Origin of the sequence: Mucilaginibacter pedocola (assembly GCF_002013915.1) — a bacterium.
Taxonomy (GTDB): domain Bacteria; phylum Bacteroidota; class Bacteroidia; order Sphingobacteriales; family Sphingobacteriaceae; genus Mucilaginibacter; species Mucilaginibacter pedocola.
This window is the reverse complement of the sequence record NZ_MBTF01000036.1, coordinates 66,750-84,362: the sequence shown is the minus strand read 5'-3', so window position 1 is coordinate 84,362 and position 17,613 is coordinate 66,750. Positions and strand designations below refer to the sequence as shown.

15 protein-coding genes are annotated in these 17,613 nt (G+C 47.0%); 10 read left to right on the top strand and 5 right to left on the bottom strand.

All coding sequences use genetic code 11. The annotated features are described in order from the left end of the window. Nucleotides 1-120: 120 nt before the first annotated feature. Nucleotides 121-1,170 (top strand): sensor histidine kinase, encoded by a 1,050-nt coding sequence (locus BC343_RS25250; protein WP_078350597.1) that lies wholly within the window; start codon nt 121-123, stop codon nt 1,168-1,170. Next, on the top strand, nt 1,167-1,919 hold the full coding sequence (locus BC343_RS25245; RefSeq protein ID WP_078350596.1) for a LytR/AlgR family response regulator transcription factor: 753 nt from the start codon (nt 1,167-1,169) through the stop codon (nt 1,917-1,919). Before BC343_RS25250 ends, BC343_RS25245 begins: the two co-directional genes overlap by 4 nt. Nucleotides 1,920-2,089: 170 nt before the next feature. Here BC343_RS25245 and BC343_RS25240 read toward each other — a convergent pair whose 3' ends face one another. Beyond that, nucleotides 2,090-3,073: a zinc-dependent alcohol dehydrogenase family protein gene (locus tag BC343_RS25240; protein WP_078350595.1), complete on the bottom strand. Its 984-nt coding sequence runs from the start codon at nt 3,071-3,073 to the stop codon at nt 2,090-2,092. A 105-nt stretch (nt 3,074-3,178) separates the two neighbouring features. Between BC343_RS25240 and BC343_RS25235 the strand changes: the two genes are divergently transcribed. Further along, on the top strand, nt 3,179-4,018 hold the full coding sequence (locus tag BC343_RS25235) for an AraC family transcriptional regulator (protein ID WP_078350594.1): 840 nt from the start codon (nt 3,179-3,181) through the stop codon (nt 4,016-4,018). Nucleotides 4,019-4,111: 93 nt separating this feature from the next. Then, nucleotides 4,112-4,819, top strand: a complete 708-nt coding sequence (locus BC343_RS25230; protein WP_078350593.1) for an NUDIX hydrolase — start codon at nt 4,112-4,114, stop codon at nt 4,817-4,819. Nucleotides 4,820-4,884: 65 nt separating this feature from the next. Here BC343_RS25230 and xylA read toward each other — a convergent pair whose 3' ends face one another. After that, nucleotides 4,885-6,213 (bottom strand): xylose isomerase, encoded by a 1,329-nt coding sequence (gene xylA / locus BC343_RS25225; RefSeq protein ID WP_078350592.1) that lies wholly within the window; start codon nt 6,211-6,213, stop codon nt 4,885-4,887. A gap of 30 nt (nt 6,214-6,243) precedes the next feature. After that, entirely contained in the window at nt 6,244-7,728 is a 1,485-nt protein-coding gene (locus BC343_RS25220; protein WP_078350591.1) for a xylulokinase, read from the bottom strand. Between the two features lie 102 nt (nt 7,729-7,830). Between BC343_RS25220 and BC343_RS25215 the strand changes: the two genes are divergently transcribed. The 5 genes from BC343_RS25215 to BC343_RS25195 all read left to right on the top strand — a co-directional run bounded on the left by BC343_RS25215 (nt 7,831) and on the right by BC343_RS25195 (nt 15,299). Continuing rightward, entirely contained in the window at nt 7,831-8,859 is a 1,029-nt protein-coding gene (locus BC343_RS25215) for a LacI family DNA-binding transcriptional regulator (RefSeq protein WP_078350590.1), read from the top strand. Nucleotides 8,860-8,963: 104 nt separating this feature from the next. Then, the gene (locus BC343_RS25210) at nt 8,964-10,916 is read left to right on the top strand and encodes a M1 family metallopeptidase (protein WP_143822345.1); all 1,953 of its coding nucleotides are present in this window, start codon (nt 8,964-8,966) and stop codon (nt 10,914-10,916) included. Nucleotides 10,917-11,091: 175 nt separating this feature from the next. Continuing rightward, nucleotides 11,092-12,591: an ankyrin repeat domain-containing protein gene (locus BC343_RS25205; protein WP_078350588.1), complete on the top strand. Its 1,500-nt coding sequence runs from the start codon at nt 11,092-11,094 to the stop codon at nt 12,589-12,591. Nucleotides 12,592-12,594: 3 nt separating this feature from the next. Next, a complete protein-coding gene (locus BC343_RS25200) occupies nt 12,595-13,086 on the top strand; it encodes a DUF2271 domain-containing protein (protein WP_078350587.1) in 492 nt (163 codons plus the stop codon). 14 nt (nt 13,087-13,100) lie between these two features. Continuing rightward, nucleotides 13,101-15,299, top strand: coding sequence for a PepSY domain-containing protein (locus BC343_RS25195; protein ID WP_078350586.1), 2,199 nt, complete (start codon nt 13,101-13,103; stop codon nt 15,297-15,299). A gap of 181 nt (nt 15,300-15,480) precedes the next feature. Here BC343_RS25195 and BC343_RS25190 read toward each other — a convergent pair whose 3' ends face one another. Next, nucleotides 15,481-16,470, bottom strand: coding sequence for an FAD:protein FMN transferase (locus BC343_RS25190; protein ID WP_078350585.1), 990 nt, complete (start codon nt 16,468-16,470; stop codon nt 15,481-15,483). 129 nt (nt 16,471-16,599) lie between these two features. Here BC343_RS25190 and BC343_RS25185 point away from each other — a divergent pair, with 129 nt between their 5' ends. Beyond that, the gene (locus tag BC343_RS25185) at nt 16,600-16,812 is read left to right on the top strand and encodes a hypothetical protein (RefSeq protein ID WP_078350584.1); all 213 of its coding nucleotides are present in this window, start codon (nt 16,600-16,602) and stop codon (nt 16,810-16,812) included. Here the strand turns inward: BC343_RS25185 and BC343_RS25180 are convergent. Next, nucleotides 16,809-17,447: an START domain-containing protein gene (locus BC343_RS25180; protein ID WP_078350583.1), complete on the bottom strand. Its 639-nt coding sequence runs from the start codon at nt 17,445-17,447 to the stop codon at nt 16,809-16,811. The genes BC343_RS25185 and BC343_RS25180 overlap by 4 nt on opposite strands. Nucleotides 17,448-17,613 lie beyond the last annotated feature (166 nt).

Here is a 17,613-nt window from a genome sequence, read left to right as displayed (position 1 = left end):
GCAGCATCCCGGTGAGATGGGATTTGGTTGATTACTGTATCTTGATACGGTATGGTGCGTTTTGCCTGAGAAACAAAACGCACTTTTTTTACCTTTAATTTTTACCAATTAACATAAGCCATGGCTGTTTCGGGCATTAAAAAGCTTCTTTTTTCGGCGCAGTTCTACATTATTGTGGGGCTTATAGCGCTTACGCTTTTCCCGCTGGCATGGCCCATTAAGCTCCCTCCCGAATTTTGGGCCAAACAGGTGCTGGTAAACCTGATGTGGGCCGCTTTATTTTATCTTAACCTGCTGTTTTTAGCGCCCAATTTTTTATACAAGAACAGGGTGCTGCCCTTTTTATTGCTGCTGATAGCGGTGGTAGTGGGCGTTGTATACCTCAATAACTGGCTGGATGAAGTTACCGGCGTGCGAAAGGCACTCATCAAACTCTTCAACAAAAAATCCGACGAAAGCAACAAACACGACAACTACTGGACCATCATCTCGGCGCTTATTGTTTTAGGTATCAGCTCCATCATCGCCATCTCCAAAAAAATACGTTTAGACCAGGAGGCCATTCGCGCTACCGAAAAGGATAAGATAACCAACGAACTATCTTTCCTCAAGTCGCAGATAAACCCGCATTTCTTTTTCAACATACTGCACACTATTTATGCCCTTGCCGATAGCAACGTGGCAGGCGCCAAGGATGCTATTTACACGCTATCGCACATGATGCGTTACGTGATATATGAAACCAAGAATGACCTTACCAATCTTGAAAAAGAGATAAAATTTATTGAGGACTATATTAAACTGATGAAGCTGCGCCTGAGCGATGATGTGCAGATCATATTTGAGAAGCCCGAGCACCTGCGCAACCACGATATTGCCCCCATGATATTTTTGCCTTTTGTGGAGAATGCCTTTAAGCATGGCATCAGTTCGGTACATCCCAGCTATATTTTTATAGAGATAAGCCAAACGGCCAACACCTTGATACTCGAAATAAAAAATTCGCTTTTTAACGAGAAGGCGCAGTACCTTGAAGAAAGCAACGGCATTGGCGTGGCCAATACCAAGCGCCGACTGGATCTGTTGTACCCAGGCCGTTACTCGCTTGACATTAACAGTGACGCCGTAACCAAAGACTACACCGTATCGCTAACTTTAAATTTGAAATGAAAATAAATTGCATAGCGGTTGATGACGAACCCGTTGCCCTTAAGCTGGTAACATCGTACATTGAGCAAACTTCGTTTCTGAACCTGGTAGGCACTTTTTCCAACGCGGTAGAAGCGCTAAAGGCTACGTTTGAGAATCCCGCAATACAATTAATTTTCCTCGATATCCGCATGGCCGACCTGAGCGGTGTAGAGCTGGCTCGCATTATTGAGCAAACCGGCAAAAAGAAAAACCTGCGCATTGTTTTCACCACTGCTTACGACCAATATGCTCTTGAAGGTTTTAAGGTTGATGCGTTGGATTACCTGCTAAAGCCCTTCAGTTTTGTAGATTTCACCAAAGCGGCAACCAAGGCCTACGATTATTTTGTGATGCTGGAGAGCAGCAATGCCGGCGCAGGAATTGAAGCTCCGATAACCGCACCGCAGAAAAGCTATATATACCTGAAGGTAGATTTTCAGCTGGTGAAAATAGATACCGACGATATTTTGTACATAGAAGGCTTAAAGGATTACGTAAAACTTTTCCTGAAAAGCCAGGAGAAGCCACTGCTTACCCTAACCAGCCTCAAAAGCCTCGAAGAGAAACTTTCACCCTCGGGTTTCCTGCGTATACACCGCTCATTCATCATCGCCAAAAATGCTGTGAAATCGGTCACCAAAAACAGCGTACAAATTGCCGATACTACCATCCCCGTTACCGACCAATACAAAGAGTTATTCTTTGAGTTTATTAAGGACTGGCGGTAGGTAAACGTTTTTATTTACCCTCTTGAGAGGGGGCGCGGTGGACGGAGCGAGAGCAGGGGTGTGTTGGCTGATGTTTTCCATTATCCGAGATGCGCAAACACACCCCTCCACCCCTCTCAAGAGGGGAACCGCACCAGCCTTTCCGCACATTTTTTAAAGCGATCCAAGCTTTAATCGATATCCACTACCAACTTCCCTCTCGAACCGCCCGCAGCCTGTATAGCATAAGCCTCCTCCACATCGGCCAAACCAAACGTACGCTCATCAACATTTGGCAATAACTTACCGGCTTCTATCAAACGCCCTGCATCTGCCAGTATTTGCCCGTGATGCGCCCTGCCCTCGCCCGAAATAAGCGGGTATAAAGTAAACACACCCGAATACGTGCCTCCCCGAAATGATAGCGGTGCCAAACTATGCGTGCCCCAGCCCAATATACTTACCGCATGCCCTGTATACCGCTTTACTGCACGGAAGGAATCATCCAGCACCGCCCCGCCAACGGTATCCAGCACAATATCGAAGCCATCGCCGTTGGTGCGTTGGTTCACATATTCTTCAACACTGCTCTCTTTATAAAATATGGGGATAGCGCCATAACCGGTGATGAGGCTTTCATTCTCGTGGCTTACGGTGGTAAATACTTTTGCGCCTCTGGCTACTGCTAATTGCACAGCAATATGCCCTACCCCACCTGCACCGCCATGTATCAAAACAGTTTTACCCGGCCCAACATTGGCCTTATCTACCAAGGCTTCCCAAGCAGTTATTAAAACCAGCGGTAATGCAGCAGCTTGTTTAAAACTGATATTGGCGGGCATTTTAGCCAACAGCGCAGCATCTACCGAAGCATATTCGGCCAGCGAACCGGGGATGCCGGCTATACCACCCGTCATGCCAAATACACGGTCGCCGGGTTTAAATGGGGTAATGCCTTCGCCAACTGCTTCTACCACGCCTGCCATATCTATGCCTAATATTGCAGGCAATTGAGTGTGCGCATGTGCGGCCTGCCCGGCTTTTATTTTCAGGTCGAGCGGGTTGATGCCGCTGGCTTTAACTTTTACCAATACTTCGCCGGGTTTAGAGGCGGGTTTATCTATATCTTTCAATACAAAGGATGCATTGTAATTTTCTAATACTAAAGCTTTCATAATTATTTATTTGATGACACAAAGTTGCGATAGCGCGCTGCCCGATAAAGAGTATTTTTACACCATTATGGTGTAAAAATTTACCACACCGCATTATATTTGTGTATGGTAACAGACCATCTAAGGCAACCCTTCGAACTGGTATTGAAAGAAGCAATGGACGAGTGCCCCCGCGGTTGGCATCAGCATAGCTTTTTCGAACTGGTGTATATTGTGGCCGGCAGCGGCACGCAATGCATAGATGAAAGCGAACTGCCCTACCATACCGGCGAGCTTTTTATATTGGCGCCCAACCATTCGCACCTGTTCAAAATACAAGAGCGGTCGCAATTCTTTTTCATACGGTTCAACCAATTATTCCTCAGCCGGGCGAAGGGCAACAGCGCATTGCTTGCCCGCTTAGAGATGATACTGGAGAATGCCGGCAGGCAAACCCCATTATTGAATCAGCCGGAAAACAGCACCGCCCTGAAAAACCTAATGGATATTTTAATAAGCGAACACTTACGCCGTGATATTTATTACGAGGAAGTGACCGGGCAATTGGTAAACACCCTGCTTACGTTGCTGGCGCGAAACCTTTCGCCCGTTGTGGGGGACCAACCTAAAATAGCAGACGACAAGTTGCTGGATATGATGGAATACATACAGGCCAATATATACTTCCCCGATAAACTTAGGGCAGCGGCCTTGGCCCAACGCTACAACATCTCGGAAAGCTACCTTGGCCGGTATTTTAACAAACATGCCGGCGAAACGCTGCAGCAATACATAAACAACTACCGCATGCAGCTGGTGGAGAACCGCCTGCTGCAAACCAAAATGCGCATAACCGAAATTGCCGACGAATTTGGCTTTACCGATAAAAGCCACCTCAACCGCCTGTTTAAGCAATACAAACAGTTAAGCCCGGGCGAGTTCAGGCGCGCTAAGGCAATAGCATAAGCAGTTCATTCACCGCTCAATTGCGCCCCTGTTTTTTATTCTACCCTACGTAAGTTATATTTGCCCGCAACAGCACCAATTCAGGCCACCAAAATGAACAAATACAGCAAGCAAACAAGATTTTTATTAGCGGTAGATTGTATAATTTTTGGCTTCGATGGCGAATCGCTGAAACTACTGCTGATAAAACGGGGCTTTAACCCCGAAAAAGATAAATGGAGCCTGATGGGTGGTTTTGTGCAGGATAGCGAAAGCCTGGACCAGGCTGCCAACCGCATCCTGAAACAACTCACCGGTTTAGAAGGGGTGTATTTAGAGCAGATGTATTCCTTCGGCGAAACCACCCGCGACCCTATCGAGCGCACCATATCGGTAAGTTATTTTGCGCTGATAGACATCCATAAATACGAGCAGCAAATAAGTTCCGAGTTTCATGCCGAATGGGTACCGCTCGAACGTATCCCCAAACTGATATTCGACCATCAGGACATGGTAGAAATGGCCCGCGGCCGTATCAAATACAAAGCGGCGCTGCACCCTATTTTGTTCGAATTGTTGCCATCGCGTTTCACGCTGCCGCAGTTGCAAAACCTTTACGAAAGTGTATTTAACACCAGTATTGATAAACGTAACTTCAGCAAACGTGTGCTGGCCACCGGGCTGCTTATTAAATTAACCGATAAAGACAAGGCCGGTTCTAAACGCGGCGCTTACTACTACCAGTTAGATAAGGATAAGTACTACGCCAACTTCCAGGCATTCGTTAACATCATCCCTAACCCCGATTCGTTGCAGAATTAAGCGGTAACAAAAAAGGCCATCCGTTTATCAACGGACAGCCCTCTTTAGTTTAGTTTGTTTAATTTTTAGATGTAGCGGTTCACCAGGTTTTCCAGGTATTCTTGCTTGCCGCTTTTTGGTGTTGGCTCGCCATTGGCGGCTGCGTAGTTGCGCAGGTCTTCTAACGACAATAAACCGTTTTCGTAATCTTTACCCGCGCCGCTATCGAAAGAAGCATAGCGATCGGCACGTATTTTCTTGTAATCCGATTTTTGCAATATGTTATCGGCAATAACCAATGCCCTTGCAAAAACATCCATACCACCTACGTGTGCATAGAACAGGTCGGCAGGGTCTACAGAGTTACGGCGAATTTTTGCATCAAAGTTGATACCACCACCTGCAAAGCCACCTGCTTCCAGTATGATGAGCATGTATTCGGTTACCTCGGTGATATCATTCGGGAACTGGTCGGTATCCCAGCCGTTTTGGATATCGCCACGGTTAGCATCTATCGAACCCAGCATACCGCAATCAGCAGCTACCTGCAATTCGTGCTGGAAGGTATGGCCCGCTAATGTAGCGTGGTTCACTTCCAGGTTCAGTTTAAAATCATCGGTAAGCCCGTATTTCTGCAAGAAGCCGAACACGGTAGCGGCGTCAAAATCGTATTGATGCTTAGTTGGCTCGCATGGTTTTGGCTCGATGAAGAAGGTACCTTTAAAGCCTTGTTTGCGGGCATAATCTTTAGCGGTATGCAAAAATTTGGCAAGGTGCTCCTGCTCGCGTTTCATGTTGGTGTTCAGCAGGCTCATGTAACCTTCGCGGCCTCCCCAAAAAACGTAGTTCTCGCCACCTAAGGCAATAGTAGCATCCATTGCGCCTTTTACCTGTGCAGCTGCATGCGCCAGCACATGGAAATCGGGGTTGGTAGAAGCGCCATTCATGTAGCGCGAGTGGCTGAATACATTGGCAGTACCCCAAAGCAGTTTTACACCGCTGGCAGCTTGTTTTTGTTTAGCGTATTCAACCAGTGTTTGCAGGCGTTTCTCGTTATCAGCAACATCGTTGGTGTAGTCAACCACATCGATATCGTGGAAGCAGTAGTACGGCATGTTCATTTTGGTGATGAACTCAAAAGCCGCATCCATTTTATCTTTAGCACGCTCTACCGCATCCGCTTTAGCATCCCAGGGGAAAATATGGGTAGCACCACCAAACGGATCGGCACCGTTGCCGTTGAACGAGTGCCAGTATGCACAGGCAAAGCGCATATGCTCTTTCATGGTTTTACCGGCAACCACCTTATCGGCATCGTACCAGCGGAAGGCCAGCGGGTTATCCGACTCGGGGCCTTCGTATTTTATTTGCCCTATTCCTTTAAAAAACTCTTTCTCTCCTGTTATAACCGACATAGCTTTTCTATTAGTTTATGTTTGATTTGTTTATGATGATAACTTGCTTAAATGCTCTTGCAAAATACCTTTCCAGCTTTGGTAGGTTTCTTCAAAGCCATCGCCTTGTGGCTCTACCCTCTGGATAACTTTAGCATTGCTGAAAGCCTCCGATGGCGTGAATATCTCTGCGCCTATACCCGCGCCCAAGGCCGCGCCCATGCTGCCATCGTTATTATAAAGCTCTACCGGTACGCCTGTAGCATTCACAAAACTTTGGGTGAAAAGGCTACTCAAAAATAAATTGCTTTTGCCTGCGCGGATAACGGTTGGGTTCATGCCGTTTTCGCGCATAATATCCAACCCGTACCTGAAGGCGGCAGCAATACCCTCCTGCCCCGCGCGGAAAATATGGGCAAGGGTATGCAGGTTCAGGTCGATATTGTGGAGGTGCGCGCCTACCTGTTTATTGTTAAGCATGCGCTCGGCACCGTTGCCAAAGGGCATAATACGTAAGCCGTTACTGCCAACCGGGGCTTTCTCTGCCTCGGCATTCATTTGCTGGTAGGTTAAATTGCCCGCAAAGGCATTTTTAACCCAGCGGTATAAGCTGCCCGTGCCGTTGATGCACAGCAACACGCCCAAACGTTTGGCATCGTTGGCATAGTTAACGTGCGCAAAAGTGTTCACGCGCGATTGTGGGTCGTAAGCCAAATCGTCGCTCACGCCGTATATAACGCCCGAGGTACCAGCTGTAGCGGCTACTTCTCCGGGTTTTAGTACATTCAGCGAAAGGGCGTTATTGGGCTGGTCGCCGGCTTTATAGGTTACCGGGATGCCGGTGGTTAGTTTCAACGCTGCGGCAACATCAGGTTTTACGCGCCCGTGAGCCGAAAAAACCGGCTTCATTACCGGGAACAGACTATCATCGAACCCGAAGTATTCGATAACATCTTTTGAGATACCGTTGAATTGAAAATCGAAGAAGATACCTTCTGATAGCGCCGAGGCGGAAGTAGTTATTTCGCCCGTTAGCTTCATGGCGATATAGTCGCCCGGTAGCATTATCTTATCTATCTGCTCGTAAACTGCGGGTTCGTTTTGTTTTACCCAGGCCAGTTTAGATGCCGTAAAGTTCCCCGGTGAGTTGAGCATGTGCGAGAGGCAGGCTTCGTGGCCTATCTCATCGAAGGCTTTATCGCCAATTTCTACGGCGCGGCTATCGCACCAGATGATGCTGTTGCGCAACACCTGCTGGTTCTTATCAACCAATACCAGCCCGTGCATTTGGTAGGCAATGCCTATGGCAGTAATATCGGCAGGGTCATAACCGCCTTTCTTATGGCACAGCGCTATGGCGTGGCCGGTTTGCTGCCACCACTCCTCGGGCGATTGCTCGGCCCAACCCGTTTGCAGCGAAATAATGGCCGCTTCCGTTTCGGGGTATTGCGCCGATGCAACAAGTTGCTGCTTCTCAACATCAACCACGCTCACCTTTACCGATGACGTACCCAGATCGATACCTAACAATAACATAAATAATAGCCGTTTTTGGTTATAATTGCAGAAACGAAATTAAATTAAATTCAACAAAATGCAATCGATTGTTGAATTTAATTTTAAATTTTATCTTGCAGCATGAGATCGAAGAAACGAACTACCATTTATGATATTGCCGAAAAGCTAAACCTCAACCCTTCATCGGTATCGAGGGCGCTTAATAACAGTAGTTCGGTAAACGACGCTACCAAGAAACTCATCCTGAAAACAGCCAAAGAGCTTAACTATACCCGCAATACGCTGGCATCTAACCTGCGTAAGGGGCACTCCAAAACCATTGGCGTGGTGGTTCCGCGCATCAACCAAAACTTCTTCTCGAATGTGATAGCGGGGATAGAGGATGCTACTTACAAGCAGGGCTACAACTTGATCATTTGCCAATCTAACGAGCAGTACGAAAAAGAAGTGCAATGCGTAAACACGCTGATCAACCAGCATGTTGATTGTATAGTAATATCTGTTTCGGTAGAAACTACAGCGCACGACCACCTGCAGAATGTATTGGACCATGGCATACAACTCATCCAGTTCGACCGTGTGGTGGATGAACTGGAAACCCTGAAAGTGACCAACGATAACGAACAATCATCTTTTGATGCGGTAAGCCACATGATCACACAGGGTTACAAACGCATAGCCTTGCTGGAGGGTCCGCAGAAGCTCAATATTTTCCGCCAGCGCAAAACCGGTTACCTGCGCGCACTAAAAGAGCATGGCATAGCCCCCATAGCCGACCTGATGATAGAGAACGCCTGGACCAAAGAACTCAGCGCGGCCGCTACCCGTCAGCTACTCAGCCTGCCCGAGCCACCTGATGCCATATTTGCGTCTACCTCAGATTTTTCGGCTCTGGGTGTTTTGGAGGTTGCTACCATTATGCAAATTAAGGTGCCGCAGCAATTAGGCATCTGCGGGTACGCTAACGAGAACTTTACCGAAATAACCAGTCCCTCCATCACTACTATAGACCAGTTCAGCTTTTACATGGGCAAAACGGTGGCCAACCTCTACTTTCAGGAAATGGAGAATACCGATACCGTAGTGGTACCAAAAGTAATCAGTATAAAACCTAAGTTGATCACCCGGGCATCAACTACCCGCGAGTAGTTGATGCCCGGCTTAAATGTGTGTAGGAGGTGTTGGTTATACACCATATCAGGCAATCGATTGTTATTTCAACAGGATATTGAATTAACATGTATATTGCAGCTATGCATAATAACTCTACTATTCTTTTTAAATACACCACCGCTATTTACTTATTGTTTAATTGCATTACCGTAGCAGGGCAATCAAAATATAAACCAACGGACCTGTTCCCGGCAGTGCCTATCTTACCCGCCGGTAACGAATACAGGGCCGCCACCGGCGAACCCGGCCCAAAATACTGGCAAAACCAGGCTGATTATACCATAGATGTTTCGCTGAATGACGCGGCCCACACCATTACCGGGACGGTAACGGTTACGTATACCAACAACAGCCCAAATGCGCTAAAGGTATTGTGGATGCAGGCAGAACAAAACGCTTTCAGGAAAGATTCGAAAGGTGTGCTGTCAAAGCTTTTTCTTTATCAAAATACAGATGTTAAAGTGCCTGACGGCGGGTATCAAATAAGCGGTATAAAAACAGCCGGGGCTAACGGGCGGGATATCAAATACAACATTTATGATACCCGCATGGAGTTGCAACTGCCCGAGCCATTGCTGAGCGGGCAAAAGATCAGTTTCAGCATTAGCTATAGCTACAATTTCCCCGTTAACTATAAAAATGCCGACTTCCTGGTGAACCGTACCGACATACTCCCAACAAAAAACGGGGAAATATTTGCCGTGGCGCAATGGTACCCGCGCATGTGCGTGCTGGATGATGTGGAAGGCTGGAACACGCTGCCATATTTAGGCAACGGCGAGTTTTACCTCGATTATGGCAACTACGAAGTGAACATAACAGTGCCATCATCCTACATTGTAGAAGCATCGGGCGATCTGCAAAATGCCGAAGAGGTTTTAACGCCAACGCAATTAAAGCGCTGGCAGGCAGCTAAGGCAAGCGATGCACCGGTATTTATCCGCACCGCCAAAGAGGTAACCGATGCAGCGGCAAAACCGGCAAAGGCAACCAGTACATGGAAGTACAAACTAAGCAACAGCCGCGATTTTGCCTGGACGGCCTCCAAATCATTTATTTGGGAGGCATTGAGTTTCCCGATAGCGGGCGGCAAAAGGGTTATAGGCAGCTCATTGTATCCTATCGAATCTGATAAAAAAGATAGCTGGCGCCGTTCTTCGGAGTATATCAAATTCACCATACAGCACTTTTCTGAAAAATGGCTGGCCTACCCTTATAACAAGGCGGTAAATGTGGCTTCTAACCTGGATGGAATGGAGTACCCTGCTATGGTTTTCTGCTCGGCCAAAGATACCGGCAACGCCTATTTTATGGTGGTTAACCACGAGTTGGGGCACACCTGGTTCCCGATGGCGGTGGGCGCAAACGAGCGTAAGTACGCCTGGATGGATGAAGGCTTTAACACCTTTATAGATAACCTTGCCGTAAAAGAATTTAACAAAGGCGAGTTTGTAGGCTACCAACAGATATACGCTCCGATGGATACTATATTTTCTGAAAGGGCGGTACCGATAATGACACGCCCCGATGCCATCCCCGGTGATATGGTTTTCCCGATACAGTACCAAAAGGTGGCTTACGTGTTAACCTTACTGCGTAACAGGATAGTGGGGGCTGAAAGATTCGACCGTGCGTTTAAAAAATACATGCACGATTGGGCTTACAAACACCCTACGCCCTGGGACTTTTTCAGGAGTATTGATAATTCGTTTGGCGAGGATTTAAGCTGGTTTTGGAAAAGTATGTTCATAGAAAACTATAGGCTCGATCAAAGCATAGTTAAAGTTGATGCTAAAGAACGCGCCGTTACAGTAATGAACATGGACAGGGTCGCTATGCCGCTGGAAGTTGAAATTACTTACGCCGATGGAACGAAAGAACAACGGAAGTTCCCGGTAGAGATATGGCAATACACTAATACGTATACTTTTACAGCAAACAATACGGGCAAAGCCATTGCAAAAGTAGTGATCGATCCCGAAAGCGCTTACCCGGATATAAACCGCGCTAACAACACTTTCGAAGTAAAATAAATATGCTATAACCTTAGGTTCCTAACAGTAAAAACGAACCTTATTTAAAGCTGCCCTGTTTTTCGGTGGATAACAGGGCAGCTTTGTGTCAACGTAACAATTTTAAATACGCATCCTTATTTAGACTAATTCTTATTAACTTCGCAGCATCGCTCCGCTTAACATTCATTGCTGCATGAAAAAGATATTTTTACCTCTTATTGCCTGCTGGTTTGCCCTTGGCGCGAACGCCCAGCAAGCACCCGCAAACAAATTATTAGACCAGGCCTACTGGAAAACCATGCCCGATGTAGAGGCCGTGAAAGCCGAGATTGCCAAAGGCAACAGCCCTTCACAGTTGAACCAGTTCAGTTTCGATCCGGCGGTGCAGGCTATGCTGGCACAAGCGCCCAATGAGTCGATAAAATACCTGCTTACCTTGCCGGGAAACGACATAGTAACCAAGCTGACGCACGATAACCGCACCTACCTGCACTGGGCGGCTTACAAAGGCAACGAGGAATTAATGGAGTTCCTCTACAGCAAAGGTGCCAAAAACGATATTGAAGATAGCCAGGGTGCTAACCCGGTACTATTCGCCGCTGCTACCGGTCAGCTAAACACTAAAGTTTACGACTCGTTTATAGCCCATGGTGTTGACCTGAAAGAAGAGATAAACGGTGATGGTGCCAACGCATTATTGTTAGGCATATCGGGCGATAAAGACTTTGCCTTAACAAATTACTTTATATCAAAAGGCCTTAGCCTGAACAGTACCGATAAAGCAGGTAACAACGCATTTAGCTACGCGGCCAAAAGCGGAGATATCAATAAGCTGAAAGGCCTTATACAAAAAGGTATAAAACCTACTGATAACGCCGTAATACTAACCGCGCAAGGCGCAGGCGGCCGTCGTGGTGGTACGCCGTTGCGTTTGCCTATCTATCAATATTTAGATAGCCTTGGGTTGAAAATGACCACTACCGATAAAAGCGGGCACAACGCTTTACATTATATAGTACGCGCGCCGGAGCAAGCCGAAGTGATCAAATTCTTTTTGGCAAAAGGTGTTAACATTAACCAGGCCGACGAAGATGGCAACACACCGTTTATGTATGCTGCTGCCGCCAATCGCGATACTGCCATCCTGTTGAGCCTGCTGCCAAAGGTTAAAAACATAAACCAGCCCAACCAAAAAGGCTTAACGGCATTGGCTATGGCTCTGCGCAGTAATTCGCCGGCTGCCGTTCGTTTGCTGATTACTAAAGGAGCCGATGTTAAAGCTGTAGATAAAGCAGGAAACAACCTTGCTTATTATGCAGTAGAAGGCTACCGCCCCGCAAACGCTGCCGACTTTGATGCCAAGCTGCAATTACTGAAAGATAAAGGCCTGAACATTACTGCCGCTCAGCAAAACGGTAACACACTTTACCACCTCGCCTTGGCTAAAAACGACATCGCGCTACTAAAACGCCTGGAGCCACTGGGTATTGATGTGAATGCCAAAAATGCCGAGGGCATGACGGTATTGCACAAAGCTGCTTTGGTTGCTAAAGACGATGCCCTGCTGAAATACCTTTTGTCTATCGGTGCTAAAAAAGAGGCGGTAACCAACTTTAAAGAAACCGCTTTCGATTTGGCGGCCGAGAACGAATCGCTTACTAAAAACAACGTATCTGTTAACTTCTTAAAATAAACCATGCGAAAATTAACCGCTATTATATTGCTCTCCCTTGCCTTTACCATGGCCGGCGCTACTCGTTCGTTCGCCCAAACCACCAAGTATAAGTGCATGATACAAATGACCAACTACATGGGCGAAGGCGCTTACATTGCCATATCGCTGATAGACAGCAAAGGCGCTTACGACAAAACGCTGTACATATTGGGCTCCGACAAAAAATGGTACAAAACCCTTAAGGAGTGGAACAAATTCAACAAAGAGAACCCAACTAACCTGAGCGCCATTACCGGTGCATCGGTAACCGGCGGCGACCGCAGCGTCAATGTTATCGAGATCGAGAACTCGAAAATAAACGCAGGCTATAAAATACGTTTCGAAGCCGCTGTGGAAGATCAGGAATACAAAGTAAAAGACATTGAGATACCGCTAACCACCGAAGCCCTTTCTGCAAAAAGCGAAGGCTCGGAAAAAGGATATATCCGCTACGTACGCTTTAGCGCAAACTAACTCTACATCTGCCTATGACCATTTCGGTTTGGAGATACAGCCACTTAGCACTGGCTGTATCTTCTTTTTTACTGCTCACCCTCGCGGCCGTTACAGGCATCATCCTTGCCTTCCAGCCCGTATCCGAAAAACTACAGCCCTACCGTACCGATAACTTTAGCGGCACTACGCTGGCACAAACACTGCCCGCACTCCGCAAGACCTATCCCGATATTACCGAAATATCTGTTGATGCCAACCATTTTGTATTAGCCAAAGGCACCGATGCCGATGGTAAAAAACTGAATGCTTACATAGACCCTATTAGCGGCAAAATTGTAGGTACTCCCGGCGAAAAGAACGAATTTTTCCAGTGGGTGACGGGTTTGCACCGGTCACTTTTTCTACACGAGGTGGGGCGTTTTTTTGTTGGGCTTACGGCATTTTTATTATTGCTGATAACGGTTTCGGGCACGGCACTTATCATTCAGCGGCAGCGCGGGGTAAAGCGTTTTTTCACCAAAATAGCGCAGGATAACTTTGCGCAGTATTACCACGTAACTTTGGGCCGGCTGTCGCTTATCCCTATACTTATCATTGCCCTAAGCGGCACTTATCTATCACTATCCCGCTTCGGGCTAATTAATGTGCCCAAGCAGGTATCGCCCAAGATCGATTTTGATTCGATAAAAGATAAGCCCGTAGGTAAGCCTGCCGACTTTGCCATTTTTAAGGATACCAAACTATCAGATGTAGAATCGGTAGAGTTTCCCTTCTCGGAAGATGCTGAAGATTACTACACACTGAAACTAAAGACCCGCGAGGTTGCCGTAAACCAAATAACCGGCGAAATACTGGGCGAAACCAAATACCCTATGGCGGTTTTGCTTACCAACCTAAGCCTTGACTTGCACACCGGGCGGGCAAGCGGTATTTGGGCGGTTGTGCTGGCATTTGCGGCAGCCAATATCCTGTTCTTTATTTACTCGGGCTTTGCCATTACATTTAAACGCTTAGGCAACCGCAGCAAAAACAAATACAAGGCCGCGGAGAGCGAATACATTATTTTAGTAGGCTCTGAAAACGGCAGTACTTTTGGTTTTGCAAGGGCAATTTACCAATCATTAATAAAAGCAGATAAGCGCGCGCATATTACCGAATTGAATAATTACACTGCCTTCCCCGAAGCGAAGCACATTATTGTGGTTACGGCCACTTACGGGCTGGGTGATGCGCCTACCAATGCCGCCAAATTTGCATCATTGCTGAACAAGCACCCTCAAGCGCATGATGTACATTATTCGGTACTGGGCTTTGGCTCGCACGCTTACCCCGATTTTTGTGCTTTTGCTTACGAGGCCAACAACTTGCTTGCTCATCAAAGCTGGGCCACGCCGCTGATAGATATCCATACCGTTAACGACCGCAACCCCGACGAATTTGCTTTATGGGCAGAAGCCTGGGGGCAGCAGTCGGGCATACAGTTGAGCGTTTTACCACAATTGCAAAGTGCCAAACCAAGCAAATTGGTAAACTTTACAGTAATGGCCAATACAGCCACCACGCAAACCGACGGCACATTCACCATACAGCTAAAACCCAAACGCGGCCAACGCGTAACCTCGGGCGACTTGCTGGCCATATACCCCGCTAACGACCACCGCGAAAGGCTTTACTCCATCGGCGTTGTTGCCGGACAAATACGCCTAAGCGTAAGGCTGCAGCCTAATGGATTAGGTTCAGGCTTTTTGCATGGGCTGGCGGTTCATGATGTGATAAAGGCCAAGGTGATAGATAACGGGCACTTCCATTTCCCGGCAAAAGCGCCGCAGGTTATCATGATATCTAACGGAACAGGTATTGCACCATTCCTGGGTATGCTGAGCCAAAACGATAGCAAAACGCCATGCGCGCTATACTGTGGTTTCCGCGAACAGGCATCGTACAATATGTACCGCGAATTATTAGAGGGATGTGCTGCGGGTGGAAAAGTTAATAGCATCAATGTATCCTACTCGCGCGAAGGCGAAAAACAATACGTAAGCGATTTGATAGGCCGCGATGCAGATGCTATTGCAGATGCACTGAAAAAGGGTGCTGTATTGATGCTATGCGGCTCGCTGGCCATGCAGAAGGATGTAATGGAATTGCTGGAAACTATCAGTAGCGAAAAAACCGGGAAGAGCATTAGCTATTACCAATCGCACGGGCAGGTATTATCGGATTGTTATTGAGTGAACAAAGCCATCCAAACTCCCTTCTTGAGAAGGGGGGCGGCTGGAAAGAGCGGTGGCGGGGATGTGTTAGGCACAATGCATAGCTACCCTACAAAGCTTAACACACCCCTCCACCCCTCTCAAGAGGGGAATCGCACGAGCCTTTGCGCTCTTTAAACTATCCTTTCGTTCAGCTCACTCACTTCACCCTACTTTTCTTCAGCCCCACCCCTTTCGATGCAATCACTTTCCCCTTATCGGTGATAATAATATACCGATACGCAGGAAACTGTTTAATGAATTTCAGCGCTGCTTCCTCGCCCAACACCATCATTGAAGTACTGAAACCATTGGCCCGTTCGGCACTGGGGCCAAATATGGTTGCACTGCATAGGCCGGTTGCCGGGTAACCGGTGGCGGGATTAATGATGTGGGCATACCGTTTGCCGTTAAACACTACAAATTTTTCGTAACTGCCTGATGTTACTACCGAGCCTTGTTTTAGCGATACTACGGCAATAATGGTATCTTCTTTAAAGGGGTTGGTGATGCCAATGCTCCAATCGCTGCCGTCGGGTTGTTTGCCCCAGGTGCTCATATCGCCCGAGCCATTTACTATTCCTGCTTTTATACCCCGAGCCAGCATCATGGCACGGCAACGGTCGGCAGCGTAGCCTTCGCCAAGGGCACCAAAGCCTACCTTCATGCCTTTTAGTTTTAAAAACACGGTAGAGTTTGCGCTATCGAGAATAATGTTTTTATAACCTACTTTCTCTACCGACTTCTTAATAGCCTCGGGCGTTGGCATGGCGGTCATAGAGCCATCGAACTTCCATATCCTATCCATTGCAGCAAAGCTGATATCGAAAGCACCATTGGTGATCTTAGAAAGGTGGAGTGCACGCTGAAAAAGTTGGAACACTTCCTTATCAACCTTTATGGGCTGTATGCCCGCGTTTGTATTCAGCTGCCCTACCTGGCTGTAGGAGCGCCAGTCGGATATCAGGTTTTCTATACGGGTAACTTCGGTAATACAGGTATCTATATTTTGCTCAGCCGTAATCGAATCTTTAGCCACAATGGTTATCTGCCATTTGCTGCCCATTAGCTTGGTGGTACGCTTACGCAAAACCTGGGCGTGGCTGATAAATATGGGGAAGAGTAACAGGAGGAGGAATACTTTTTTCATAGCTTGTGCTGCAAAAATACGGCTCAGCGCTTTATTAATGGCAGTGTGGGTAATTTAAAAGCGGGATAAACTTGGCAACACCTGCAAATGTTTGTACATTGTGGTATCGATATCTAAAATCACAACACCATGAAACACGAAGAAGTAGTGGCTGCCCTAAAGGTAATTTCTGAAAAAGGCTTGGCAATAAATATAAGTAAGGACGACCTGCAGGACCTGCGCCTTTACAACCTCATCAATATTGAAAAAGGTACCGAAAAAGACAGGTCGCCGGTGTGCATTCTTACCAAAAAAGGGAAGGTAATGTTAAAGGCCAACACTAAACCAAAAGCCCAGCCTTAATCCTTTATAAAACTTGCGCCCTCTGCGTATTGTGGTTTCTTAAGCTGCTTCTTTAATCCCTGGAAACTATTAATAGGCCCCTCGGCAGCCAGCAGGTTTATCAGCCATGCCGGGATGCTTCCACCCGGGTTCACCTGCAAAGTATAAACTACTCTCACACGGTCTTTTTCCAGCGGCGTTAGTATCCACTCCCCTTTCGATTCGCTTATGCGCACAATGCCCTCCTTAACGGGTACAAAACCCGGCACTGCGGGGCCATCAACGGTAACCACTTTGGTTTCGGGGTTTTGATGAACGGTTAAGTGCGCCACAAAATCGCGGTTAGATACAGGCCATGGAACATCAATTTCCGAATAATAATATAATTCTGATGGAGACACCTGTTTTACCAGCGTGCACAGTTTGGTATGCGATACCCATTCGGTACAACCTTTTACATCAAGCAGCACTTTTACCAATTGCGCGGGTGTGGCATCCAGGTCGGCCTCTACTTTTACGGCTTTTATTTTAGAGCCCTCTACTATACTGGTAAAAACTTTAATACCGTCTTTCTCGGTTTTTGGGGTCCATTTATATTGTGCCGATGCGGCTGTGATATTTAAAAGGAATATGATAGAAAATAGATACTTATACATGTGGTCGGTAGCGATTTACGAAACTCAAAATTAGCCAATATCAGCCCCGGGGCTTAACATTATATTAATTATGACATAATACAGGCAAATGGGTTTAACCAAAAAAAGCGGCACAAAAATTCCTGAAAAGCGGGCGCAATAAACTATAATTGTCAAACAAACACCT

Excerpts from the sequence above, each read along its gene's own strand:
- BC343_RS25250 (WP_078350597.1), top strand. The coding sequence starts at position 121 with ATGGCTGTTTCGGGCATTAAAAAGCTTCTTTTTTCGGCGCAGTTCTAC.
- BC343_RS25245 (WP_078350596.1), top strand. The coding sequence starts at position 1,167 with ATGAAAATAAATTGCATAGCGGTTGATGACGAACCCGTTGCCCTTAAG.
- BC343_RS25240 (WP_078350595.1), bottom strand. The coding sequence starts at position 3,073 with ATGAAAGCTTTAGTATTAGAAAATTACAATGCATCCTTTGTATTGAAA.
- BC343_RS25235 (WP_078350594.1), top strand. The coding sequence starts at position 3,179 with ATGGTAACAGACCATCTAAGGCAACCCTTCGAACTGGTATTGAAAGAA.
- BC343_RS25230 (WP_078350593.1), top strand. The coding sequence starts at position 4,112 with ATGAACAAATACAGCAAGCAAACAAGATTTTTATTAGCGGTAGATTGT.
- xylA (WP_078350592.1), bottom strand. The coding sequence starts at position 6,213 with ATGTCGGTTATAACAGGAGAGAAAGAGTTTTTTAAAGGAATAGGGCAA.
- BC343_RS25220 (WP_078350591.1), bottom strand. The coding sequence starts at position 7,728 with ATGTTATTGTTAGGTATCGATCTGGGTACGTCATCGGTAAAGGTGAGC.
- BC343_RS25215 (WP_078350590.1), top strand. The coding sequence starts at position 7,831 with ATGAGATCGAAGAAACGAACTACCATTTATGATATTGCCGAAAAGCTA.
- BC343_RS25210 (WP_143822345.1), top strand. The coding sequence starts at position 8,964 with ATGCATAATAACTCTACTATTCTTTTTAAATACACCACCGCTATTTAC.
- BC343_RS25205 (WP_078350588.1), top strand. The coding sequence starts at position 11,092 with ATGAAAAAGATATTTTTACCTCTTATTGCCTGCTGGTTTGCCCTTGGC.
- BC343_RS25200 (WP_078350587.1), top strand. The coding sequence starts at position 12,595 with ATGCGAAAATTAACCGCTATTATATTGCTCTCCCTTGCCTTTACCATG.
- BC343_RS25195 (WP_078350586.1), top strand. The coding sequence starts at position 13,101 with ATGACCATTTCGGTTTGGAGATACAGCCACTTAGCACTGGCTGTATCT.
- BC343_RS25190 (WP_078350585.1), bottom strand. The coding sequence starts at position 16,470 with ATGAAAAAAGTATTCCTCCTCCTGTTACTCTTCCCCATATTTATCAGC.
- BC343_RS25185 (WP_078350584.1), top strand. The coding sequence starts at position 16,600 with ATGAAACACGAAGAAGTAGTGGCTGCCCTAAAGGTAATTTCTGAAAAA.
- BC343_RS25180 (WP_078350583.1), bottom strand. The coding sequence starts at position 17,447 with ATGTATAAGTATCTATTTTCTATCATATTCCTTTTAAATATCACAGCC.